15 protein-coding genes and 5 pseudogenes are annotated in these 25,521 nt (G+C 40.4%); 2 read left to right on the forward strand and 18 right to left on the reverse strand.

Features of this window, described 5'->3' with window-relative positions; all coding sequences use genetic code 11:
- Window positions 1-64: 64 nt before the first annotated feature.
- From HT669_RS07830 to HT669_RS07910, 18 genes and pseudogenes are all read right to left on the reverse strand, one after another.
- Entirely contained in the window at window positions 65-904 is an 840-nt protein-coding gene (locus tag HT669_RS07830) for a thymidylate synthase (RefSeq protein WP_023940001.1), read from the reverse strand.
- Between the two features lie 97 nt (window positions 905-1,001).
- Entirely contained in the window at window positions 1,002-1,961 is a 960-nt protein-coding gene (locus tag HT669_RS07835; RefSeq protein ID WP_000078575.1) for an ROK family glucokinase, read from the reverse strand.
- Between the two features lie 104 nt (window positions 1,962-2,065).
- A pseudogene (gene ldcB / locus HT669_RS11410) lies at window positions 2,066-2,620 on the reverse strand (LD-carboxypeptidase LdcB/DacB); the annotation flags it as partial.
- Window positions 2,621-2,626: 6 nt separating this feature from the next.
- A pseudogene (locus tag HT669_RS11415) lies at window positions 2,627-3,313 on the reverse strand (excalibur calcium-binding domain-containing protein); the annotation flags it as partial.
- Window positions 3,314-3,362: 49 nt separating this feature from the next.
- A pseudogene (locus HT669_RS07845) lies at window positions 3,363-3,980 on the reverse strand (alpha/beta hydrolase).
- Window positions 3,981-5,702 (reverse strand): aminodeoxychorismate synthase component I, encoded by a 1,722-nt coding sequence (gene pabB / locus HT669_RS07850; RefSeq protein ID WP_050266146.1) that lies wholly within the window; start codon window positions 5,700-5,702, stop codon window positions 3,981-3,983. It abuts the pseudogene before it with no gap.
- 73 nt (window positions 5,703-5,775) lie between these two features.
- Entirely contained in the window at window positions 5,776-12,975 is a 7,200-nt protein-coding gene (locus HT669_RS07855) for a ZmpA/ZmpB/ZmpC family metallo-endopeptidase (protein WP_055357504.1), read from the reverse strand.
- Between the two features lie 21 nt (window positions 12,976-12,996).
- The gene (locus tag HT669_RS07860) at window positions 12,997-13,560 is read right to left on the reverse strand and encodes a TIGR01440 family protein (protein WP_016397990.1); all 564 of its coding nucleotides are present in this window, start codon (window positions 13,558-13,560) and stop codon (window positions 12,997-12,999) included.
- A gap of 115 nt (window positions 13,561-13,675) precedes the next feature.
- Entirely contained in the window at window positions 13,676-15,367 is a 1,692-nt protein-coding gene (locus HT669_RS07865; protein WP_050108271.1) for a sensor histidine kinase, read from the reverse strand.
- Window positions 15,364-16,101 (reverse strand): response regulator, encoded by a 738-nt coding sequence (locus tag HT669_RS07870; RefSeq protein WP_050259760.1) that lies wholly within the window; start codon window positions 16,099-16,101, stop codon window positions 15,364-15,366. The genes HT669_RS07865 and HT669_RS07870 overlap by 4 nt, the downstream gene beginning before the upstream one ends.
- Window positions 16,102-16,368: 267 nt before the next feature.
- Window positions 16,369-17,481, reverse strand: coding sequence for a peptide-methionine (R)-S-oxide reductase MsrB (gene msrB / locus HT669_RS07875; RefSeq protein ID WP_000998317.1), 1,113 nt, complete (start codon window positions 17,479-17,481; stop codon window positions 16,369-16,371).
- A gap of 10 nt (window positions 17,482-17,491) precedes the next feature.
- A complete protein-coding gene (locus HT669_RS07880; RefSeq protein WP_172933676.1) occupies window positions 17,492-18,058 on the reverse strand; it encodes a redoxin family protein in 567 nt (188 codons plus the stop codon).
- Window positions 18,059-18,077: 19 nt separating this feature from the next.
- A complete protein-coding gene (ccdA2, locus tag HT669_RS07885) occupies window positions 18,078-18,788 on the reverse strand; it encodes a thiol-disulfide oxidoreductase-associated membrane protein CcdA2 (RefSeq protein ID WP_172922233.1) in 711 nt (236 codons plus the stop codon).
- 195 nt (window positions 18,789-18,983) lie between these two features.
- Window positions 18,984-19,844, reverse strand: coding sequence for a YihY/virulence factor BrkB family protein (locus HT669_RS07890; RefSeq protein ID WP_000759487.1), 861 nt, complete (start codon window positions 19,842-19,844; stop codon window positions 18,984-18,986).
- A gap of 178 nt (window positions 19,845-20,022) precedes the next feature.
- Window positions 20,023-22,077 (reverse strand): sodium:proton antiporter, encoded by a 2,055-nt coding sequence (locus HT669_RS07895; RefSeq protein ID WP_100104713.1) that lies wholly within the window; start codon window positions 22,075-22,077, stop codon window positions 20,023-20,025.
- 11 nt (window positions 22,078-22,088) lie between these two features.
- Window positions 22,089-22,343 carry a hypothetical protein gene (locus tag HT669_RS07900; RefSeq protein ID WP_000361085.1) on the reverse strand — a complete coding sequence of 85 codons (255 nt, stop codon included), beginning with the start codon at window positions 22,341-22,343 and terminating at the stop codon, window positions 22,089-22,091.
- The gene (locus HT669_RS07905; protein WP_023940023.1) at window positions 22,336-22,893 is read right to left on the reverse strand and encodes a class I SAM-dependent methyltransferase; all 558 of its coding nucleotides are present in this window, start codon (window positions 22,891-22,893) and stop codon (window positions 22,336-22,338) included. The genes HT669_RS07900 and HT669_RS07905 overlap by 8 nt, the downstream gene beginning before the upstream one ends.
- Window positions 22,877-23,833 (reverse strand): annotated as a pseudogene (locus HT669_RS07910) (TIGR01212 family radical SAM protein). The gene HT669_RS07905 and the pseudogene HT669_RS07910 overlap by 17 nt, the downstream one beginning before the upstream one ends.
- Window positions 23,834-23,925: 92 nt before the next feature.
- On the opposite strand from HT669_RS07910, the gene HT669_RS07915 reads away from it, so the two are divergent.
- Window positions 23,926-24,285 (forward strand): DUF3397 domain-containing protein, encoded by a 360-nt coding sequence (locus HT669_RS07915; RefSeq protein WP_000525405.1) that lies wholly within the window; start codon window positions 23,926-23,928, stop codon window positions 24,283-24,285.
- 212 nt (window positions 24,286-24,497) lie between these two features.
- Window positions 24,498-25,496, forward strand: a pseudogene (locus HT669_RS07920) (transposase).
- The last annotated feature ends 25 nt before the right edge of the window (window positions 25,497-25,521 follow it).

Consider the following 25,521-nt stretch of genomic DNA (forward strand, 5'->3'; position numbering starts at 1 on the left):
AACATGGTTTTGAGGTTGTTGATGAAGCGACGCTGACGTAGTTTGAAGAGATTTTCGAAGAGTATTAAATGGCTAGGTCAAACTTCAACTGCGGCTTAACAGGGTCATAATCCACCAACTCAAAATCTTCTGCTTTGATATCAAAGAAATTAGTCCCATCAGGAACATTTAAAACCAAGCGAGGTTGGCAGTCAGACGGCTCACGACGAAGCAATTCCTGAGCTTGTTCAAATTGATTGTCATAGATATGAAGGTTGTTGATAAAGTAGAAGAACTTCCCAACCTTCCAGCCAAAATGCTTGGCAATCATCATCTGCAAAGCCACATACTGCATAGCATTGATGTGGTGGGCCACCAGCATATCATTGGAGCGTTGCGTCAAGGTCGCATCCAGATAGATTTCCCCATCTACACGGCGGACATCAAACATGGTCTGAAAGGCGCACGGAAGAAGGCCGTCTGTTTCCTCAAAAGCTTGGTAATCCCAAAGGGAGATGATGTTTCGGCGGTTCCAAGGGTTGGCTTCCAACTGCTTGAGAAGCTTATTGATGATGTCGTGTTTCTTAACAACAGCACCATAGCGCTCACCAATGGTTCCTGTATTCCCCACTTCCCAGTCATTCCAGTAGTGAACATTGTACTTATCATTTAGTACCTCTAAGCTATTAGATTGGTCTTGGTAAATCCAGAGCACTTCCTTGATGGCGGATTTGATGGCGATAGGGCGTAAAGTTATAATGGGGAATTCCCCCTTGGCCAAGTCATACTCTGCAAAGGCACCCGTTACATACTTGGAGTTGGCAACTGTCCCATCCTTGTACTTGGGACGAGCCTGCTCAGAAAAGACACCGTCTTTGAGGATTCGTTCAATATTCTCTTTAAAAATCGTATCTGCTTTTGTCATTTACTCTCACCTCATTTATTGTCCTAACTAGTATAGCATAAAAAAAGAAAGGAGGAAAATCACTCGCTTCTAGAAAGCTATTTTCTCCTTTTTTATCTTATTGTAAAACAAGTGATGCTGCTCCAATAACTCCAGCGTCATTTCCTAGAGTTGCAAGAGCTAATTTAGTGGATGTGCGTACTTGTGGGAAACTATTTTCATCGTAAACTTTTTGAACACCTTGTAGAAGGAATTCTCCTGCAGCTGATACACCACCACCAATGACGATTGTTGATGGGTTCAAAATTGAACCGATGTTAGCACAAGCGATTCCCAAGTAACGTGAGAAGTTACGGTAAACAGTCAAAGCAAGGTCGTCTCCTTCTTTTGCAAGGTCAAAGACTGTCTTAGCAGTTACTTCTTCTCCGTTATCAATCAATCGTTTCAAGGCTGCATCGCCTTCATATTCATCTGCATAACGACGAGTCAAGTTGACAATCCCTGTTGCTGAAGCAACTGTCTCAAGACAGCCTTTCTTACCGCAAGTACATGCGATTGGTTGGTCAAAGTCAACAGTAATGTGGCCCAGCTCACCTGCTGCACCAGCAACACCGTGAAGCAATTTGCCTTCAGCGACGATACCGCCACCAACACCAGTACCAAGTGTCATAAAGACAACATCTGGTTGGTTATCACCAGCACCCATCCAGCGCTCACCAAGAGCTGCCACGTTGGCATCATTATCGATGAAGAATGGAATACCCAAGGCTTTTTCAATTTTCTCTTTAATTGGTTGAAGGGTTTTCCAGTTCAAGTTGTAGGCACCGATAACAGTCCCTTTTTCACGGTCAACCACACCTGGTGATCCCATTCCAATGCCTTGGAAGTCCGCTGCTGCCAATCCAAGCAAGTCCAAACGGTGTTGAATAGACTCAATCATATCATCAACGATATGACTTCCCTCATCCAAAATGTTGGTCTTGATTGACCATTTTCCTTGGATTTCTCCTGCTGTTGTTAAGATTGCAAATTTGATAGAAGTTCCACCAAGGTCAATCCCAATAATCTTTTGACTCATCATACTCTCCTTTTTCATTGTCTAGTAATTGAAAATGCTTACAGTACTAGTATAACAAATTTCAGTCATTTATGCAAAGGTTTGCATTTAGCTAATATAGATTTTTAATCCAGATAATCTCCACCATCAAATCCATAATATTCCTCCAGTGTCAAACCACTTGCAGCAATCTCTTTTGCTTCTTTTCCAATGTAACGTAAATGCCATTCCTCATGCATATAGCCTGTGACACTCTCTTTTCCACGGGGATAGCGAACAACAAAACCATAGTCTGGTGCATAATCCAATAACCATTGAGCCGCACCAGCATCTTCAACTAATTGACCATCTGTGCCAATCACATCAAAAGCAAGTCCTGTCTGATGTTCGCTATATCCAGGACGGGCGGAATAACGATCCGCAGCAGCCTGGCCCTCTTGGTTCACATAACTTTGATATAATTGTGCTTGAGTTGCATAACTTCTAAAGCCACTATAATTATCGCTAATAGCGTATCCTTCCTTCTGCATCTGTGCAATCAGTTTTAAAAAGGCTGCTTTTGCAGTAGCATTTTCACCTGGATAGTAATCTTTAGACATAGGATAATGTTTATTGGCAACTATGATTTCATCATACTTTCCTTGAAGGCTATAATAGAACCCTTTATTGCTTACTTTTGAATTAGCTTTCCACAAACCAGTCGCACCAACATAATAACGTCCACCATCAACCCATTCATTGACAGCCATTTTACCATCTGATTTTAGATAATAATTCCCTTGCCATGTATTATAAGCATAAGATCCATCTGATGTCAAATAATACCAAATTTGGTAAGAAGAGTCATAAACCCATTCACCTTTAGCCATTTTACCATCTGATTTCAAATAGTAATTTCCTTGCCATGTACTATAAGCATACGAACCATCTGATTTCAAGTAATACCAAGCCTGATAAGAATCATCATAAATCCATTCGCTCTGGGCCATTTTCCCGTCTGATTTCAGGTAATAGCTTCCCTGCCATGCATTTTTCACTAGATTTCCATTTCCATCAAAATAGTACCAAGAACCGTCCTGCTTAACCCAACCACTTGCTGTGGATGAAGTTGTATCAGTTTGAGTTGTAGTCTCTTGTTTTGCTTTAAAAGCACCCTTAGGAGCATTTTTCAATTCGCAAGCCACACCGTCATGATTACGGTATAACTTGGCAGAATAACCGGGGTCTCCCTCATGAATATCCGCGTATCCATTCGCCCAAGCTTCCTTACAACTCGAAAAATGAATGTTTTCCTCTGCTAACACAGGTTGTGAAAACAAGGCTAAAATTGACAACGTCACCAGACTCATTTTTAAAAATAGACGTTTGTTCATTACTTTCTCCTCTAACGATGTTATCGATTTCAATATTATTTTATCAAACTTATTTCAGCAATTCAAGGAAACTTCTGGTCTTTTCTACAAACTCCTTTGGTTTTTCCTTATTCAAGACATGAGGGCCATCTGGGATAATCTTGGGATTCTGATATTAGTTTATGAAGACTTCTCATAGAACTAAGATTCGGTTTATCTTTGCTGCCACAAATTAGTAAGGTTGGATAGGGGCAATTCCCTGCTATATCCGTTAAGTCAAGTGTCTTCAATTCTTTGGAAATACCTATTATAAAAGTCTTGTCTGCTCCCTGTTTTTCAAATACTCTTTTGGGAAGTAGTTTAAAAATCAGCAACTGAAGATAAAATAGGATATTACCGGACAATTTAAGCGGGCATCCTGACAGAATCAAAGCTCGAAGATTTGGTAAATCGTAACAAGATAGTTCTAATGCCAGGGCAGCACCTAAGGACAATCCAATCCAATCAAAACAAAAGGTTCTGTCTCTTGAGCTAGTTGCTGATAAACTCGCTCCTTGGCTTTTTGATAGTTGCTAACTCCAGAAGGAAATAACTCGATAGCCTCAGAAGGATAATCTGTCAGTAGATTCCGAACTTCTTTCCAACTCTCTGCTGACTGCCCTAACCCGTGTAAAAATACCAGTTTCATCTAGTTATCCTCTAGGCTTAATTCATACAAGCCTCTCACTGCATTACAGCCGTAAATAGCTTCTGCTTGGGCTAAATCTGCCAAGGTCAAGACTTTCTCTTCTAGCTGTCCTGTTTCTAGCAAATGCTGACGGTAAATTCCTGGCAAGATTCCAAGTTCGATAGGCGGTGTGTAGAGTCTCCCAGAAATTTTCAGAACCAAATTTCCGATTGAGGTTTCCAATAGCTCTCCAGCTGCATTATGGTAAATAATTTCCTGCTTCCTTAGGCCCAAGTGAGGTCGGTGGCTTGTTTTGAAGTAGGTAAATGCTTGTTGCAAATTGGCTTCCTGAAGACAGAGTTGGGCATAGCAGAAGGTTCGACTGAGAGGTGTTAATACTTGACGATTGACTTCTATCTCTCCAGACTTGCTAAGGCTAATTCGCAAGCGGTAATCTTGATTAACATCACAATCCTGACACTCTTCCTTTATCTTTTGTTTCAAGTCTTCTGCATCAAAAGGAGAAGCAAAATAGCGACTAGCTTTTCTCAGCCTTTCCAGATGTTGTGCTTCAAACAGCAGGTTCTTCTGGCTGATTTTCCCAGTAGTAATTAGCTGAAAACGAGCTTGTTTACGATAGAGAACAGCTGCCTTTTGATGAACCTCTTGGTATTCAGATTCCCAAGTGCTATCCCATGTAATGCCTCCGCCAACTCCATAGATTGCTTGACCTTTGTGAAGTTGAATGGTACGAATGGCCACATTAAAAATCCGTCGTCCATTTGGAAGCAAGAGACCAATCGTTCCACAGTAGACTCCACGCGGTTGTGGCTCCAAGTCCTTGATAATCTCCATAGTCGCAATTTTCGGAGCTCCCGTTATGGAACCACAAGGAAAGAGAGAACGGAAAATTTCAACAAGGTTCACATCCTCTCGCAACTGACTCTTGATGGTCGAAGTCATCTGCCAAACCGTTGAATACTGCTCTACCTGACACAGACGCTCCACGTGCTCGCTCCCCACTTCAGAAATACGGTTCATATCATTGCGCAAGAGGTCCACAATCATCATATTTTCAGAGCGATTTTTAGGATCCTGTTCCAACCAACTGGCCTGCTCCAAGTCTTCTTTGTCAGTCATGCCACGCTGAGTCGTCCCCTTCATTGGTCGTGTTGTCAATTCGCGGTCATTTTGCTCAAAAAAGAGCTCTGGGCTCATGGAAATTACTGCCATATCGTCATGTTCCACATAGGCATTGTAGCCCGCCTCCTGCTCTACCACCATACGATTGTAGATGGCAAAAGGATTGGCACTTAAGTCCTGCTTGAGTTGGACGGTGTAGTTGACCTGATAGGTGTCTCCCTGACGCAAATGATGGTGAATTTGGGCAATCGCCTTTTCATAGTCTGCTGCAGACGTCACTTCCTGCCAATTTGAGGGCAAATCAATATCCTCATAAGTCAGAGGAATAGGGGAAGTTTCTACGCTATCATGAACAGTAAAGTAAAGCAGGTACTCTCCCAGTAGGGGATCCTTGTGAACTGCTAATTTTTCCTCAAAAGCAGGTGCAGCCTCGTAGCTGACATAGCCCACCACATAATAACCTTGCTCTTGGTAGCTTTCCACTTGTGCCAGCAAATCTGCCACTTCTTCTACATTTCTCGTTTTCAACTCTTTAATAGGCTGGGTAAAGATGTATCTCTCCCCCAAAGCCCTAAAATCAATCACTGTTTTTCTATGCATACCTTAAGTATAGCATAAAAAGGCAGATACAGACAAAAGCTGATCTACCTTTTTATTGTTTTCTTACTATTGATTATGCTTTAGTGAATAAATCACCAGCAAATCCATCTGATTTCTGCAAGAGTTGTTTGTAAACTTTCCATTTAAGATCCACAGTATTCTTGAAATCATTACCTTGAAGGTCTTTTTCGACCGCGGCATCAAATAAGGTCTGAAGTTGTGCGTAAGTTGAAATCTTTTGACCATCGATTTCAATTTCAACAAAACCTCTTTGGGCTTTTTCGTGTACTTCATGATACCATGCTTTCTTCCATGCTTCTAAGCTTTGGAATTTGCCGTTAGAAACTTTATTAATAATAAAGTCATCACCAAGACCTACATTACCTGCTGCTTTAGATTCTTGTTTGTATTTGTTTGATGCATAACCTAAGAATCCGTCTAAATAACCGAAGTAACCCCACATACGGAAGGTATTATGTTTGAATGAGATTGAACCAACCGCACTCTTACTTGTATTACCACCATAAATACCTGTCATCATATTTACTACAGTATAAGCAGAATCAAATCCTTCAGTACGGTAATGACCATTTCCTGGTAATCCATGTTTCGTTGCAAAGTTTCCATCAACCAGTTGATCAATACTTGTCAGCTTCGTATTCTTTTCGTCATCATTCAAATCACGAACTAAATCCCATTGATGTGGTTCACCAACTAAGCCATTGCGATCCGCTTTTTCACGATATTTCTTATCAATCTTCTTGAACCACTTATCATTTGTTCCAGTATTTTTCTTGATGACAGACTCAGCTTCTAAGTAATCAAGCATCATCATGGATTCATTGTAATTCTTCATGTAGTGATCGATTTTCTCACGACTATTTAACACATTCGGATTATAGTTGTAAATTTGATTTCCATCATTTTTACGTTCGTAAGCCATGTTTAATCCTAAGGCACCATATTCTCCATTTGGATTTGAAACTGATGGTGATTGTAACATACCTTGAGCAAAGGCTTCAACGTCTGTTCCTTCACGGTGACGCCATGTTCCTAAGTAGGCCATACGGTCATTAATGTGTGTCGTTTCATGAGTGAATGCAGAAGTACCGAAATCACTGATCATACTAGATATAATATAATACACAGCTTCTGAGTTTTGTGGATTAGTAAAGATATAAGCATATGCACCCGTACCATTATATCCATGCCATTTACCTGTAGGTCCATAGAACTCACGAACCGGAGCATAGTCACCATTCTTATTATGCCCCATTCTATCAGCCCATCCATGGCCTGGAACTTCTTGGTTATCCCAAATTGCAGACGGAACCATATTTTCAGATTTTAACAATCTATCACGTACATTATCAGCTGCAAGTCTTGACCAGAAGTCTAAGTAATTAATTTGCTCTTGAGCACGTAAATCGATTTCTTTCTTAAACGCTTCACGTTCAGCTTCTGTATTCTTACCATATTTCTCAAACGCACTAAACGCTAATGTATTATAGGTTGAAATCAAGAACATATGAGCTTTCTTCGTAGTGAGAAGTGGTAAAATGTATTTACCATGTTCACCATTGTTCAAGTTTTCATAAAGGCGATATTTCTTGTTGGCAAACGCAGGGTTTGAGGATTGTTTTTCAACAATATAGTTGGTATGCGATACAGCTTTTTTATACCAAGTATTGATGTCAGTTTCTTCTGTGAATAAACGCATATTATAGTTTAAGAAACCGTTTAACTCACCGATACCAATCGTTCCACCAATTACTTCACGATAAGCTTCTAACGTTCTGTTACCTTTAATATTATTTTCTTTAGAACCAATCTTAATCAAGAAGTCTAACACATTAACATTTTTACCATAAAAGTCAGGTTTGAATAGCATTAATTCTTTAATATTAAAGTCATCGAATTTAACACCGTAGTAACGATTTAGGTAAGCTAATCCAAGAAGAACAGCAGCCTTATTGTCATCAATCTTCTTGATCAAGGCGCGTTTAGCAGATTCATCTGTGTTTAATTGATGATCTTCATTTTCAAGCAACTGTTTCACAAATTTCGCCAGATTATCCTTGACTTCTTTGAAGGTTTCTTCGAGGTAAAGGTTCTTAATCGCATTTACTTTGTTAGGACCGGTTCTATTTAGGTGTGTGTAGATAGGATCTGATTGTAGCTCAACTGGGCTTAATTTTTCAACGATAGCATTGATAAGATCACTACGGTCTTTGTCAACGATATTAGGCGTATAGACAACTTCTCCGAGTTCAGCAATGCTGTACTCTTTCACTTGTTTGACATTAGATTCTTTCAGCGAAACAGTAAAGATGTCTTTGGTCTTATCAGCATAGTGCACCAAAATGTGGTCAGCATCAGCCAATTCTGTTACAAAGGCATTGCCCTTCATAGCAGTAACTGATAGGACTTCCTTGGTCATAAGATGACTATCAGCAGCTAATTTATTTCCTTGGTTTACAATCCATTCTTTATTGTAGAACGGTTGAAGTTTTTCGATATTACGGTAGGCAAGTTCACGAGATGCATCATAATCTTGAATATCTTTGTAAGTGTCAGATTTTGGCTTAACATTATTTAATGTATCTGAAATAAGAGGATTGATAACATAATCATTAGCTGTAATTCCTAATGTTGCAATTTTCTGGTCAGCTTCTTCTTGAGAAACTTCTTTAATTCTGTTAGAAACAGAGAATTTAAATGAACGGTTACCTGTACTTACATCTTTTACGATAAAGTTACGTTCTAAAGCGTTATTTGAGAAGTATCCACCATCTGCGTCAATATCTTTAGATCCATAGAACACTTCACCATTTTCAACTTTCATCATAGACACAGAGTCTGCAACTTTACCCCATGCCCAGTTCTTACTAAGGAAACCACCTACTTCAACAGGTGTATTTACCTTAATAGTTCCTTTAGTAACAGCATTACGAACAGAACCATATTTACCAATTCCGTTAGGATCCCCACTGTTATTTGATCTAGCAACAAATCCACCGATACGAGCTTTATTAGCAACTATATCAGCTTCTACATATCCTTTATCAACATTACCTTTCCAAAGCTCTCCGGCAATACCACCGAAATCCCAACCTCTGTTACCAACACCCGTAAGATTACCGATGAATGCAACATTTGTTAATTGAGCTCCCGTATCTCCTTTATTAATAATACCAGCAATTCCATCTCTACCGAGAATACTGCCTGTTACTTTAATATTCTCAACAGTAGCATTTTTAACAGTTCTGGCAAGTGCAGAAATATTGTCAATCCAAGGCATGTTGATATCAACATTAGCTAAATTAACATCTTTAACAGAACCACCTTCAATACCACCAAATAATTGACGAGACATATTGTGAATTGAATAACGTTGTCCGTCAACACTTGATAACTTACCTTTAAATATACCAGGAACATACTCTTTATTTGGAGTTGGTACATTAGCTGCATTTAGATCTGCACCAAGTTTGAACTCACCGCTAGGGTTAGCTTTCATATCTTTTACAAGCTCGTTGAAGTTGTAGTAAACATTACCTTCTTTTGCTTTTTGTTTTTCAAAGTAATGAACATACTCTTCGCTAAGTGTATTATCAGCATTACGTTGAACTAAGTCTGGTGCTTTGGCAGTAACTTTATATAAAGTTTTTCCGTCTTTTTCTACTTCTTCAATCTTGTCAACAGCAAGTCTTGTAACTTTGTTGTCATGAGTTGTAACTCGTAGGTAAAGTGAAGCAACATTCGTTGGGTTTTCTGAAAGTAAACTTGAGTCAGTTTCAACACCTGCATCGTCAACACTTATTAAGCTTGTTTCTTTAATATTTTTAATTTCAACTTTTTTAAGGTCTAATTGTATTTGTTTATCTTCTAATGTTTCAGTTTCTTCTTGACCATTACCTCTATCATAAACCATAGTAGTAGATAGAGTATACTCTTTGAAGTATTCTACATTGTCTAATAACGCATTTAGATTATTTTCTGTTAGATTCACAGTCTTAACAACTTGTCCATCTTTTTTCAGGGTAGCTGTGATTGATTTAATTTTTGTCTTAGTTGGATTCTCTAGAGAATACTTAGCAACTACTTCTTTATCTAATACTTTCTTATCAGTATTTACAAATGTTAATACTGGTTTTTCAGTTAATGGAGCTAAGTTTTTGATAGCTTCTTCTAATTTTTTGGTAGCTGCATTAACTTTGCTTTGAGTAGTAGCATCATCTGCATTTACAGATTTTGCTGCTGTAAGAGTGTCTTCTAAAGATTTCCATGTTTGAGTAGTGTATTCTTCTTTACGTTTGCTGTTAGCTGTGTTAATAGCACTTTGTAGTGCAGTTTTATCTACAGCAAGAGCTTTAATAGCGTCTTGAAGAGCTTGAGTAGCCGCATCTATTTCACTTTGTTTAGGAAGAGGAGTAGTTCGGCTGTTGATTTCTTTAGCTTTTATTTCAGCTTTTTTAAATTCATTCCAAGTATTAGGGCTATAGTCAGCTTCTTGTTTAGTTTCTGCTCTTGTTATTTGTTCTTGTAATTTTGTTTTATCAACAGTAAGAGCATCGATAGCAACTTTAAGTTTTTCAGTTGCATCCTTGATTTGAGCTTGAGTAGCTTTGTCGTTGTCTTTTACAGCTTGAGCGGCATTTTTCGATTCTTCTAGAGCGCTCCAAGATACAGTACTGTAGTCAGTAGCAGTCTTAGACTGAGCATCAGCAAGTTGTTTTTCAAGTTCAGTCTTATCTGTAGTTAAATCAGTGATAGCCGCTTTCAGTTTTTTAGCAGCTTCGTCGATTTGAGCTTGAGTAGCCTTATTGTTGTCTTTTACAGTTTGAGCGACATTTTTCGATTCTTCTAGAGCATTCCAAGATGTAGTGCTGTAGTCCGCTGCAGTTTTAGACTTAACATCAGCAAGTTGTTTTTCAAGTTCAGTCTTATCTGTATTTAAACCAGCGATAGCAGATTTCAGTTTTTCGTCAATGTGATTTACTTCGCTTTGTTTTGTTGCTGGGTTGCTTGTAACTTTTTCAGCTTCAGCTAGTACAGTTTGAAGATTTGCCCAAGTTGCATCGCTGTAGTGTTCTTTAGTTTTTGATTTCGCATCAGAGATAGTTTTGTTTAAGTCTGTTTTATCAACGCTTAGAGCGTCAATAGCAGCTTTAAGTTTTTTAGTAGCTTCGTCGATTTGAGCTTGAGTAGAGGTAGCCTTATCTTTTACAGTTTGAGCGGCATTTTTCGATTCTTCTAGAGTGTTCCAAGATGTAGTACTGTGGTCAGCTTGAGTTTTTTCGTTTACAAGATTCAGTTGTTTTTCAAGTTCAGTCTTATCTGTATTTAATCCAGCAATAGCGGATTTAAGTTTTTCGTCAATGTGATTAACTTCGCTTTGTTTTGCTTCTGGTTTGCTTGTAACTTTTTTCGCTTCGGCTAATACATTTTGAAGGTTTGTCCAAGATGCATCACTGTAGTGCTCTTTAGTTTTTGATTTCGCATCTTCGATAGTTTTGTTTAAGTCTGTTTTATCAACAGTAAGAGCGTCGATAGCAGCTTTAAGTTTAGCTGTCTCGCTATCTACTTCAGGTTGTTTTACAGAGTCAGAAGCATATACACCTTTTGCAGCTTCTAAAACAGATCCAAGAGCATTGTAACTTGCTGTAGAATAATCAGTAGGAGAAACTGAACTAGCTTTATCAATTTGATTCTTTAACTCACTTTTATCAACTGGTTCTTTAGTACCAACACCCTTTATTTCATCTACTGGATTGGTTGTTATTGTATCCTCTAGTACTTTACTGGACTGTCTACCATCAGTAGTAGTGACTTCAGTTAAAATAGTGCGTTCGCCAGCAACACCTTCTCGAATAACCCTTGTTTTTCCCTTAGCGAGGTTCTCATCATCTTGCTCAACTGTCTTAAAAGGCACAGGCTCTTTAGTTACTATAACTTCAGACTTAACTTCTATTACATTTAACACACCTTCTTCAGGAGTTGTTTTATGTTCTACTGCTGGCTGTTCTACTTTTGTTTCTTCGTCCTGATGTTCTGCTGGTTGAGCAGCTGGTGAAGTTTCTGTTGGTTGACTTTCTGGTTCAACTTGAGCTTCTACTGGTTGTTCTTCTTGTTTCGGTATTTCTTCCGCAGTCTTCTCTTCTTTAGAAGCTTCTGGTTGCTTTTCTGGAGAGACTGGTGCCTTTTCGCCTTCACTTGGCGCGACTGGTTCACCTGCTTGTTCAACTTTTGGTTCCTCAGCTGGTTCCGTTTGTTTTTCTACAGCAGGCGTTTCCACTTTTAGTTCTTCAACAGGTTGATTAGAAGCCTCATCTCTTGTTTCTACTACTTCTGGCTGTGCATCTTCTTGTTTCGGTGTCTCTTCCGATACCTTATCCTCTTTAGGATCTTCTGGTTGTGATGATTCTTTTGGTATCCTTGGCTGCTCCGGTTGTGTAGGTTGCACGGGTTGTTCTGGGACTTTTGGTTGTTCTACTGGAGTTGCAACTTTTGATTCCTCAGCTGGTTTGTCTGATGGTTGACTTTCCGATTTGACTGGTGCTGGTTCTGCTGAATCTTCTTTCCCCTCTTCTACTTTAGGAAGGGTTTCGTCAGTAGGTTTTACCTCCGATTTTGGTTCTTCCTTTGGATTTTCTTCTGTTTTAGGAGCTTCCTCTGTCTCTACTGCTCGGTTTTCTGGCTTAGCTTGCTCCTGATTTGTTGTTACTTGGGGATTCTCAACTTCGACCACAGTTACCTCTTCAGGTTTAGCTGAGTCTTCTTCTAAAACAGTGTCCAAGCCAAGCGTTTTGAGGATGTCACCTGATAGATAACCAACATAACGATAACCATCCATTTCAACAACACCCTCTCGACTAGCCGGTGCTAGAGTAGCAACTGGATCTACAGCTCCTGCACTAGGAAGGACTACCAATCCCATAGCTCCAACTAGAAAGACGCTGGCAATTTTCTTTCTCTTGTAGATTAAAAGCAAGCTCCCAACAGTCAGCAAACCAAAAGCTGTCAAAACAGATGCTTCTGTCCCTGTTTGTGGCAGCTGATTTTTTTGATACACCAAACCATAAACAAGTTCATTTCCATCAGGCTTTCCTGTCTGGATTAAATCTTTAGCTTCTTGTGAAATAACCTCTTTATCTACATAGTGATAGGTGGCTGCGTCCACTACAGAAGAAGCCATCAAAAGGCTTCCAAGAAATACAGAACCTACAACTCCCTTAATCTTACGAATTGAAAAACGGTCTTTTTTAAACACTTTCATCTCCTTTATTTATTCTCACGACTTTCTGATAGAATCTTGCGGATAGTGCGCACGCGCACCTCCGATTAATTTTGGACGACTAGCCAGCGCCGTTACATGGGCATGACCAATCTCTCTCAAAAGAGGGCGAATCGGAACCTGAACATGCTTGACATGCATACCAATTGCAGTATCTCCGATATCCAATCCAGCATGAGCCTTGATAAATTCAACCTCAACTGGATCTTGCATAAACTTAAAGGCTGCCAATTGACCTGAACCTCCTGCATGAAGTGTAGGAAGGACACTGACAATTTCCAGACCAAACTGCTCTGCCACCTGACGTTCAACAACGAGGGCCCGATTGACATGTTCACAACCTTGAACAGCTAAATGGATACCTCTAGTACCTAGAATACCCAAGATAGTCTCCACTATCAGCTCGCCAATCTCTTGACTGGATTCTTTCCCAATCTGACCACCTATCACCTCACTAGAAGAAAGGCCTAAAACGAAGATGGAGCCTTGTTTCAAATTGGCCTTCTCTAAAACATCTTCTAATATCTGACGTGTTTCTCTTTGAATCTGTGTCTCATTCATCTCTGCCACCTCTTTTGTCACTCTTCTATCATACCGTTTTTTCTTGTTTTTAGCAAGATAGACAACCTGGAAAGCTTGCCCAATTACGCATAAAACTCCCAGAATTGACTGGGAGTTAGCTAGTTTCTATTCTATTTATGTATATTTCCACTTTCGTCCCTTTTTGGGGGCTAGAATCAATCTTCATCTGGTAATTGGCTCCAAAATGAAGTTTGAGCCGTTGGTCGACATTTTGAAGACCAACTCCCCCACGTTTGAGTTGACTTTGACTACTATCGCCAGCAGCTTGGAAGCCAACGCCATCATCCTCAATACGGATGACCAAGCCTGTATCCTGTTTCTGGACAGAGACCCTAATATGTCCCTGACCTTCCTTTTCCTTGATACCATGGTAAAGAGCATTCTCTACAAGGGGTTGCAACACCAGCTTAGGCAAAACTAGATGATCAAAGGCAGGATTTTCAGCAATTTCATAGTCTAACTTATCTCCATAGCGTTGTTTCTGGATAAAGAGATACTGGCGGACATGATTGATTTCGTCAGACAGGGAAATTAAGTCCTTGCCTTGATTGAGCGCCAAGCGGAAATAGGTTGCCAAGGACTTGGTCACCTGAACCACTCGCTGACTGTCCTGAAATTCAGCCATCCAGATGATGGTATCCAAGGTGTTATAGAGGAAATGGGGGTTAATCTGGCTTGATAGGGCTTGAAGTTGGTACTGACGGGTCGTTTCTTCCTGGCTACGAATATCTGCCATCAGTTGATCAATCTGATCCAGCATGGCATTGAACTGACGAGTCACTTCTCTCAGTTCATAGGCACCAGTTTCTTCGGCGCGAAGATTTTGAGCACCAGAGGCAATTTCCAGCATGGTTTCTCTCAGATCCTTCAAAGGAGCAATCCAGCGTTTGAGACTGAACCACACCAAGCAGAGAAAGGCAAAAAGAGATGTGACACTAGCCCAAAGCAAGGTCCACATGAGTTGACTCCGAACCTGATCTAACTTTTCCAATGATGACACGCCAAGCACCGTCCAATCAGTTCCTGCAATCTTTTCCTGACTGACGTAGGATTTGTGACCAGGAGTATAGCCCTGACCTGTCTCGATGTAGGGTTTCATAGCCTCCATTTTGCTAGACGAACTATAAACTGTGTGTTGAGGATGGTAGACAAATTCATGGTTTTCATTGATAATGAAGGCAAAGCCCTGCTGCCCCAACTGGAGTTGATTGAGATAGGCTTCCAGAGTTTCATAAGAAATATCCAAACGAAGCACACCAAGATTGGCTCCCTTTGCATCAACAAGTTCTTGAGTAACAGAAATGACCCATTGGCTGTCTGACTTACGCGCTGGGGTCAAAACGGGCATGGCTCCCTGATGAATAGCCTTTTGGTACCAATCCTCAGTCATCATATCTGAGGATGTTTTCATCTGCACGGTGTCATCTGTAGAAATGACCTGACCTGACTTGGTTACCAGTACCACCGTTTTCAAGTCCTGATCCGCCTTCAAGATGGTCAAAAACAGATTTTGGATTCCCTTTACTCTATCTTGGCTAGGATTCTCAGCATAGGCTAGGACATCCGTCTGCTGGGTCAAACCAGTCGAGGTGGTTTCTAGTTTTTTGATATAAGACTGAATAAAGTGGCTAGTCTGGCTGATGGTCGTTTGGCTGTTGCCCTCAATGGTGGCCTCAATGGCTGAAGAACTTGATTGATAGTAGAAAGTTCCAACCAGAGCTAGGAGAATGAGAAAGACCAGAAAGATGGAAATAACCATTCTAACTAAAAGAGAAGAACGCTTCATCGGCCTTCTCCTTTCTTAAACTGACGAGGTGTCACACCTGCAATCTGCTTAAAACGTTGGGTAAAATAGTTCATATCTTCAAAACCAACCTTCTCTGCGATCTCATAAATCTTCAGATCTGTAGTTAAAAGCAAGAGCTTGGCTTGTTTAACACGTTCTCTCACCAGATAATCCTGAAAAGGCAAGCCCAACTCTTTCTTAATCAAGGAACTCAGATAGGTCGGACTAAAACCTAAATCACTGGCTAAAGACTTTAAACTAAATTGGCTATCAGCCAGATGAGACTGGATTTTCTGGGCCATGTTTCCTTCAAACCTATTAGTCAATAAATCTTGTAACTTCTCTTCTTTCTCTTCCTTGTCTAGTTTTTGTTTGATTTTCCCCAACATTTCCTCAATATCCTGACGAGAAAAGGGTTTGAGCAGGTAGTCGTCCACACCTAGTTTGACAGCAGACAAGGCATAATCAAAATCATCGTAACCTGTTAAAAAGACCAAATGAACCTGAGGATAGGTTTCTCGTACCAGACTGGCCAACTGGATGCCATTTAGATGAGGCATGTTGATATCGGTTAAAATGATATCTGGAACCTGCTTTTGGATCAATTCCCAAGCCTGCCTTCCATTTTCAGCCTGACCGATGATTTCCATATCGTAGGCTGCTACATTGACCAGTTTAGTCAAACCTTGTCTTACCAGATATTCATCTTCTACGATTAAGATTGTGTAGGTCATGCTCTGCTCCTTTACCACTTACTAGTATCAGTATAGCAAAATTCTCCTCTAACTGCTTAGGAAAGACCTCTTATACTCAATGAAAATCAAAAAGTAAACTAGGAAGATAGCCACAGGTTTCTCAAAGTATAGCTTTGAGGTTGTAGATAAAACTGACGGAGTCAGCTCAAAGTATAGCTTTGAGGTTGTAGATAAAACTGACGAAGTCAGTAACCCTACATACGGTAAGGCGACGCTGACGTGGTTTGAAGAGATTTTCGAAGAGTATTAATCAACATAATCTAGTAAATAAGCGTAGCCTTTTTCTTCCATTTGGTCTTTGGGAATAAAGCGGATAGAGAGGCTATTGATACAGTAACGTAAGCCGCCCTTGTCCTGTGGACCATCCGTAAAGACATGCCCAAGGTGAGAATCTCCTACTCGGCTCCGCACTTCCATACGCGTCATATTGTAGGACTTATCTTCCTTGTAGGTGACAACATCTGGACTGATGGGTTGGGTAAAACTAGGCCAGCCACAACCAGACTCAAACTTGTCCTTTGATGAAAAGAGAGGTTCGCCAGTTACCACATCCACATAGATACCAGATTCAAATTTATCCCAGTAGCGGTTTGAGAAAGCCCGTTCTGTTTGATTTTTTTGGGTGACTGCATACTCCTCAGGTGACAGGGTCTTTTTCAATTCTTCATCACTTGGTTTGGAATATTTGCTGGCATCAATGACAGGATAGGCCGCCTGATTAACATTGATATGGCAGTAGCCATTTGGATTTTTCTTGAGATAGTCTTGGTGGTAATCCTCAGCCACTACGAAATTCTGCAGACTCTCCTTTTCAACTGCTAGAGGCTGATCGTACTTCTTAGCCACCTCATCAAAGACTTGGTTAATCACCTCTAGATCCTTGTCATCTGTGTAGTAAACACCGGTACGGTACTGGGTTCCCACATCATTTCCTTGTTTATTCTTACTGGTTGGATTGATAATGCGGAAATAGTGAAGCAGGATTTCCTTGAGAGAAATTTGCTTGGCATCATAGGTGACATGGACGGTTTCTGCATGACCTGTTTGGTTAATCAATTCGTACTTGGTTGTTTCTCCTCTACCATTTGCATAGCCTGAAACGGAATCTGTTACCCCGGGAACTCGAGAAAAATACTCCTCAACTCCCCAGAAACAACCACCAGCTAGATAAATTTCGTGCAAATCTGCATCTTTACTAACTTCTGTTTTTTTCACTGTTTTTCCTCCTTGGCTAACTGCCGCTTTCTCAATTTGCGAGGCATCTGTCTGCCCTGCATTTCTCATCAATAGAAAATAGAAACCGGTTATGGCTAGAAAAAATACTCCTAGCAACATGATGATTTTTAACTTATCATTCATAGGACACCTCCTAGGCTAATTCCTTCAAAATTTGTAAAATTGCATCTTTTTCCATGAAACCTGGTTGCGTTTTGACCAATTTTCCTTCACCATCTATAAAGGCTTGAGTTGGGTAAGAACGGACGCCATAAGTTTCCAAAAGTTTGCCTGATGGGTCAACTAGGACTGGGAAATTTTTATAATCTAAGCCCTTATACCAATTCTTAAAGTCCGCTTCAGATTGCTCTCCCTTATGTCCTGGTGACACTACTGTCAAGACCACATAGTCATCACCAGCTTCTTTAGCAATCTCATCCGTATCTGGAAGACTAGCCAGACAGATGGAACACCAAGAAGCCCAGAACTTGAGATAGACTTTCTTGCCCTTGTAATCAGACAAGCGGTAGGTCTTGCCATCTACTCCAGTTAGCTCAAAATCAGCCACTTCTTTCCCTTTAGCCGTGCTTGTTTTACTAGCTGTCTGCTCCATCTTCATTTCATCTTTCATTTGGTGTTCACTAGTCATGGACTTGCCTGAACAAGCCGTCAAACAAAGGAGCGAACCTGCTCCAAGAACACATGTTTGCCATTTTTTCATATTGATATTCCTTTCCATTTTATTCAAATAATTGACTTAAAATTGAAGCATTTCCAAACAGAACCAAGAGTCCCATCACAATAATGAGAAAACCTCCCACTTTTTTGAGGATTCCGAGATAGGGATGAAGTTTTCGGAAATGTTTCAAAACATAACTAGAGGCCAGAGCTAGAAGCAAGAATGGTAGCGCCAAACCCAACGTGTACACCAACATGAGACCCGCTCCCTGCCAAGCTCCTGAGCCACCTGAAGCCGCCAAGGCCAAAACAGAGCCAAGAACCGGCCCCACACAAGGCGTCCAAGCAAAACTAAAGGTCAAGCCCAATAAAAATGCCTGACTATAGCCCTTACCATTTTGCCCCTGTCCTTGCAGTTGTAACCTCTTTTCCTTATAAAGCCCCTTAAAGTGTAGAATCTCCATCTGGTGCAAGCCTAAGAGAATGATAACCGCACCCGTCACATATTGGAACCAAGAAGCATAAAGCAAGTCGCCTAAAAAACCAGCTCCATAGCCCAACAAAATAAATATAAAGGAAATTCCTGCTATAAAGGCCAGAGTTCGTAATAAACTAACAACTGAGATGGAAAATTTGCCACTAGAAGCCTGAGCACTATCCTTATCATCTAGTAACACCCCTGCATAGACTGGTAACAAGGGTAAGATACAAGGAGAAAAGAAGGATAGAATCCCTGCCAAAAAGACACTTAGAAAAAAGAAAATATGACCCATAAAGTTCCTCCTATCATTTTATTGATAGATTTATTATACTCCTTCCATTTTCGAAAAAACAGGGACAATGATAGGGAAAAATAGGAATTTAATCAGATGATTTAGAAATCTTGGACAAAAACTATACAAAAACTGTCAAAGCACAAAAGCGCATAGTATCANNTGATACTATGCGCTTTTGTAATAGATAAATAGTTAATCTTTTTTAAAGACCGGATCTTTCAAACTCTGTATACTGGCATTGATCACCGCGCCTAGAATAACAATTTTGGCAATTAAGATAAACCAAAACATCATAACAACAAGAAGAACGGAACCTAAAATTCGGACATCCACCAAATGATGGACATAGTAATTGAGATAACTAGAGAACAGAGTTAGTAAACCTAAAATCACTAAGAGGACAAAGACACTGCCTGGTAGGGTATAGCTAATTTTCCTGTCAGATAGATTGGGAAGAAAATAATAAAGCATGACCAAGATAGCAAAGAGGAGGGCGTAAGTCAGAGGACCTGCCAACCCTTGTAAAGCCTGATAGATAATGCCATCTTTTGTCCAATAATGAGCAAGTAAAGCCAAAAGCATCTGCCCAAACAAGCTCAAAAACAAGGCAAAAGCAAAGAGGAACTGCAAGCCAAAACTGACTAGGAGGCTCACCATCTGATGGGAAATAAGTCCACGACTCTTTTCGACGCCATAAGCCTTGTTAAAAGCTTTTTGCAAGAAATTCATAGATTTTGAAAAACTCCATAGCGCCGACAAGACAGAAAAACTCAATAAACCTGTTGAAGGTTGCGTCAAGACTTCTCTGGCTATTTTTTCCACACCTTCATAGAGGCTTGGGGGCAGGACGTCTTTCATAAAGCCCAGAAATTCTCCCACAGGAATCTGAAAATAGGGGAGGATATTGACCACCACCAAAAGCAGGGGGAAAATCGAAATCAACCAATGGTAGGCTACTGCGACACTGGTCAACTCACTATCTGATGCTTGATAATAATGCAAAAAAGCTTTTAATAAAGGCTTGTCTATCAGCTCTTTCCACCACTTTTTCATGTCATACTCCTTCACTTATAATCTTATACTCAATGAAAATCAAATAGCAAACTCGGAAGCTAGCCGCAGGCTGCTCAAAGCCCTGCTTTGAGGTTGTAGATGAAACTGACGAAGTCAGTCACATATATAATCCAAGGCGACGCTGACGTGGTTTGAAGAGATTTTCGAAGAGTATTAACTAATTTCTTCTTACCAATTCCACCATATCATACGGCAGGGTATTGGCAGCTTCCTTCAAGGAATAGTTCTCTAAGTTATTGACATTTTGTCGTAACTTCTTGGCATACTTGGTCGTAATCAATCGTTTTTCTTCGTATTCGAAAATCAACTTGCGCTCCAGATAATAGCCCCTCAGCATTTCATCGATATTGTTAGGCTTAACGCGATTGATAACCCGTTCGACAAAGGCACCACTGCTGATAATAGCTGTTTCTCGAAGACGAGACTCCTGCATAAAACTAATCAAAGAGCGTCTATAGACTCCCTTCAGGTTTTCCAAACTTTCAATAATCATCTCTGTATTGGCAAGATAGAGCTCTGCAATTTGGTCATAATCAAGAGCACGGAGACGGCTTTGCTCCTTGTCCTTCCAGCTACGGAAAGTCCTCCCGAGAGTAAAAACTTCATGAAGGAGAAAACGTAAAATCCGCAAAGAAACAAGGAAATAATAGGTCAATCGTGACGCAAACTTACGATTGATTCCTCGTTCTATATTTTTCAGATAACGTTGGTAAACTCGGTAAGCACGATTGCTAATGTTCCCCTCTTCATAGGCCTGTTCCAATCCATCACTTTCAATACTAAGAATCAAGAGTTTCAAAGCAGCCCAGTCTTCTTGATCATCCTGGTTTTCTTGGCTTAAAATGAGATTTTCAATACGTCCATGGTAATTGTCAATAGCCGCATAGAGGGGAAGTTTATTTCTGGTGTCTTCCAACTCTTTTTCCAACTCCAGCGTTACTTCATTCAAAATGGCGATATGCATGAGATAGTCCTTGCTTTCTTCCTGTTCATCCGAAAGATGAGGCAGGATCAAGAGACCTGTTAAAAAGCTTACAAGCGTCACACCTGCGACAAGGAAAAGTAAGAGAGGATACTCCTGTTCTAAATTACTTGGTATCAAGAGAATCGTAGCAATCGACACCGTTCCCTTGACACCTGAGAAGGTCAAGAGAAGCATGTCCTTCATATACTTATTTAGCTTTTTCTTGAGACGTCTAGTCCTATAGGCAAAATAGCCATAGATCATGACAAAACGAATAGCAAAGAGGACAAAGGTAAGGGTGACAAGAGATGCCAGCAAGAGCAAGGGATTATAGATTGGATTGGTCAAGATAGGCTCTGCTATCATTTCCAACTCCATTCCTAAAATCACAAAGACAGAACCGTTGAGCATAAAATTCACTGTATGCCAAACTGTCTCGGTCACCGTATCCACTTGGGCTTCGAGGAGCGTGATTTTCTTGAAGCGACTCGCCTTTAAAATCCCAGCAACTACGACGGCAATAATCCCTGAAACGTGGACTTCTTCTGCCAGGAAGAAGGTTACCAAGGGTAAACTCAATTCCAGAAGGAGCTCACTAGCAATATCCGTTGCTCGCACACTTAGCAAGAAGCTATGCAGGAAACGATTAGTCATGGCTGTTAAAAAGCCAATTAAAAAACCGCCTAGGATTGAAAAGATAAGCGAACTGCTAGCTTGCCCCAGAGAAAAAGCTCCAGTTGTCCAAGCTGTCAAAGCTACCTGAAAAGCCACCAAACCAGAAGCATCATTCAAGAGTCCTTCGCCCTTAAGGATATTGGACACGCGCTTAGGAAAGCTAAACCGCTCCGAAAGAGAGGCAAAGGCCACCAAATCCGTAGGACCAAGGGCCGCCCCAACAGCCAAGCAAGCCGCCAAGGGAAGACTGAGCCAAAGAAGATGGGCCAAACCACCCAAACTCAGGGTCGAGATGAAAATCACTGGAAATATGAGATAGATAATGATTCGCCAGTGTTTTAAAATAGCTGTAATGTCCGCTTCTTCCGACTCTCTGAAAAGCAAAGGCCCGATAACCAGTGCCAAAAACAACTCCGTATTAAGGTGAAAGTCGGTATTGGGTAAAAAGAGACCAATCACAATTCCCAAAAGAATTTGCACCAAAGGAAGAGGCAAAAAAGGTAGGAGCTTATTGGTTGTACTTGAGACAATCAAGACCAGTAAAAATAGGATGAGGTAAATCAGTAATTCCACGCACGTCCTCCTTAATCTTTTTTACAACAGGATTCAAATATCTCCTTCTGCTCTTTGATTTTTTGGTCAATCTTGGAACAGTCTTTGTGCTCAATTTTTCTCTGGCACCGTTCCATCTCAAGAGCAACTAATTTTTTCTTGATTTTAAGCATTTTTTTGCTCATATGCGCTTGATCTAACACCCCCACCGCTCGTTCGTGGTGGGTTGATTCAACAAAATTCTGGCGCATGGCATCCAGCTTTTCACGTAGGTATTGTTTATCCATGTTTATATCTCTCTAATTTTTCAATCATCACTAAAAATGGTGGATTGTTGACTTGGTTTAAAGTTCGGTAAATGGCAGCTGTGTACTCTTGTTGGTTCAACTGGATCACAAAATCCAAGACAGCATCTCTCTCGAGGTCGCCTCCTTCATGACCATAGTAAATCATAATAGCAATTCGTCCACCTTTGACAAGTAAGCCACATAGCTTTTCTAATGCCTCAATCGTTGTCTGCGGTCGGGTGATGACAGACTTATCAGCTGACGGCAAATAGCCCAAATTAAAAATCCCTGCCTTAGCTTTTGTCACAAACTGGTCCAGTGTCTCATGGCCTTGCAAGATTAACTGGGCATTTGTCAAGCCAGCCTGATGCAAACGCTCTTGGGTCTTTTCCAAGGCTTGCTTCTGAATATCAAAGGCATAGACTTGCTTGGCTAGCTTGGCTAAAAAAAGCGTGTCATGACCATTTCCCATAGTCGCATCCACTACGACATCCTCTTTTGTCACGACCTCAGCCAAAAAATCATGTGCCATCTCAAGTGGTCTTTTCATTTTCAAACTCCTGTTTTACAGCCTTGCATCCTTGAACACTTCCACGACGTCGCATCTCCATCTCAATGCTGTTGAGAGCTTCCCATTTATTGAGGCTCCACATAAGCCCAATCAGCATATCCCTAGGTGCATCTCCTGTGATTCGATGGATGACGATATGTTTGGGAATGATTTCCAGTTGGTCACAGATGACCCTGACATATTCGTCCTGACTCATCAATTGTAAACGTCCCTCATGGTAATCTCCTTGCATACGAGTATTTGTCATAAGATGGAGCAAATGCAGTTTAATCCCTTGAATATCGTTATTCGTGACACAACGGCGGACATTTTCAACCATCATCTCATGGGTTTCACCAGGCAAACCATTAATCAAATGGGAAACAATCTCAATCTTGGGATACTTTCTCAAACGCTTGACCGTTTCCACCTACAATTCATAAGAATGCGCACGGTTAATCAGGTCAGAGGTTGCTTCATAAGTAGTCTGCAAGCCCAATTCAACCGTCACATGCATGCACTCCGATAACTCAGCCAAATATTCGATGGTTTCGTCTGGTAAACAGTCTGGGCGCATTCCAATATTGATTCCTACCACACCTGGCTCATTGATAGCCTGTTCATAACGCTCTCGAATAACTTCCACCTTTTCATGGGTGTTGGTAAAATTTTGAAAATAAACCAGATACTTCTGAACATCCGGCCACTTACGGTGCATAAAGTCAATTTCCTTATAAAATTGCTCACGGATAGGCGCATCTGGGGCTACAATAGTATCTCCAGAACCTGAAACCGTACAAAAAGTACAGCCTCCATGAGCCACAGTTCCATCACGATTGGGACAGTCAAATCCCGCATCAATAGGGACTTTAAAAGTCTTTTCTCCAAAGAGTTTTCGATAATAATCATTCAAGGTATTATAAGATTTTATAACTTTCATTATAACAAAAATCACCCACAATCTCAAAAGCCTGACTTTCCTATAAATTCCTCTGTTTCTCGTTTCCATTAGCCTTTTTTTTATGATACAATATGGGTATGATTTTAATGAAATTAGCATCTATTTTATTATTGATACTGACCTTAGTCGTCTGCATTATCCTAACCAAACTTTTTAGATTAAAAAAACTAGGACGAAACTTTGCGGATTTGGCTTTTCCAGTCTTGGTATTTGAGTATTACTTGATTACAGCTAAAACCTTTACCCATAATTTCCTCCCTAGACTGGGGCTAGCCCTCTCGTTCCTAGCCATTATTCTCGTCTTTTTCTTCCTTTTGAAAAAACGCAGCTTTTACTATCCTAAATTCATCAAATTCTTCTGGCGTGCAGGATTCTTATTAACCCTTATCATGTATATAGAAATGATTGTTGAATTGTTCTTAATGAAATAGTCGAATCCCTAAGCATTTTTTTCTAGGGATTTTTGCTTTCTCTACAAAATAGTATAGACAATAACACTATACAATTTTATACAAAGAAAAGAGTCTGGGACAATAGTCTCTTATATCCAAAAAAGCAACGGATTTGCCGTTGCTTTTTTGCATGGTTGCGATAGTCTTGGTAAAATAGAATTGCACAATAAACCGTTTAGAAAGGCTATCCCATGCATATTCACTATAACACAAATCAAACAACTTTACCACTAGAAATCAGTTCCTTCTTGCCACAAGACCATCTCGTCTTTACGATTGAAAAAGTGGTGAATACCTTGGAGGATTATCACTTCCACGCCTTCTATCATGCCTTTGGTCGCCCGTCTTATCACCCAAAAATACTTGTATCTGCTCTTCTATTTGCCTATTCACAAGGGATTTTCTCTGGGCGAAAAATTGAAAAAATGATGATTGAAAATCTGGCTATGTAATACCTAACAGGGCAGTTGGTTGTCAGCTATCGCACCATCAATCGTTTTCGAGTCGCTGAAGGGATGGAAGACCTTATTCGTGATCTTTTCATCGACCTCAATCTTCGTTTAAAAGTGGAAGAGTTAGTGACCTTAGATTGTCTGTTTATTGACGGAACTAAGATTGAAGCCAATGCCAACAAGTATAGTTTTGTGTGGAAGAAAACGACAGAGAAATTCTCCGCCAAACTTCAAGAACAGATACAGGTCTATTTTCAAGAAGAAATCACTCCCCTTCTGATTAAATATGCCATGTTTGACAAGGAACAAAAGAGAGGGTATAAACAGTCAGCTAGAAACTTAGCGAATTGGCACTATGATAACAAGGAGGATAGCTACACACATCCTGATGGCTGGTGCTATCGTTTTCACCATATCAAACATCAGAAAACACAGACAGACTTGCAACAGGAAATCAAGGTTTACTACGCCGACGAACCTGAATCAGCCCCTCAAAAGGGACTGTATATGAACGAAGGCTACCAAAACTTGAAAGTTAAAGAATGTCAGGCGCTTTTATCTCCCCAAGGTAGACAGATTTTCGCTCAACGCAAGATTGATGTGGAACCTGTCTTTGGGCAGATAAAGGCTTGTTTGGGTTACAAGAGATGTAATCTGAGAGGGATGCGTCAAGTGAGAATTGACATGGGATTGGTACTTATGGCCAATAACCTCCTAAAACATAGTGAAATGAAATAAGAACAGGACAAATCGATAAGGACAG

This window comes from Streptococcus sp. 2100 (genome assembly GCF_013276335.1).
GTDB classification, from domain to species: Bacteria; Bacillota; Bacilli; order Lactobacillales; family Streptococcaceae; genus Streptococcus; species Streptococcus pseudopneumoniae.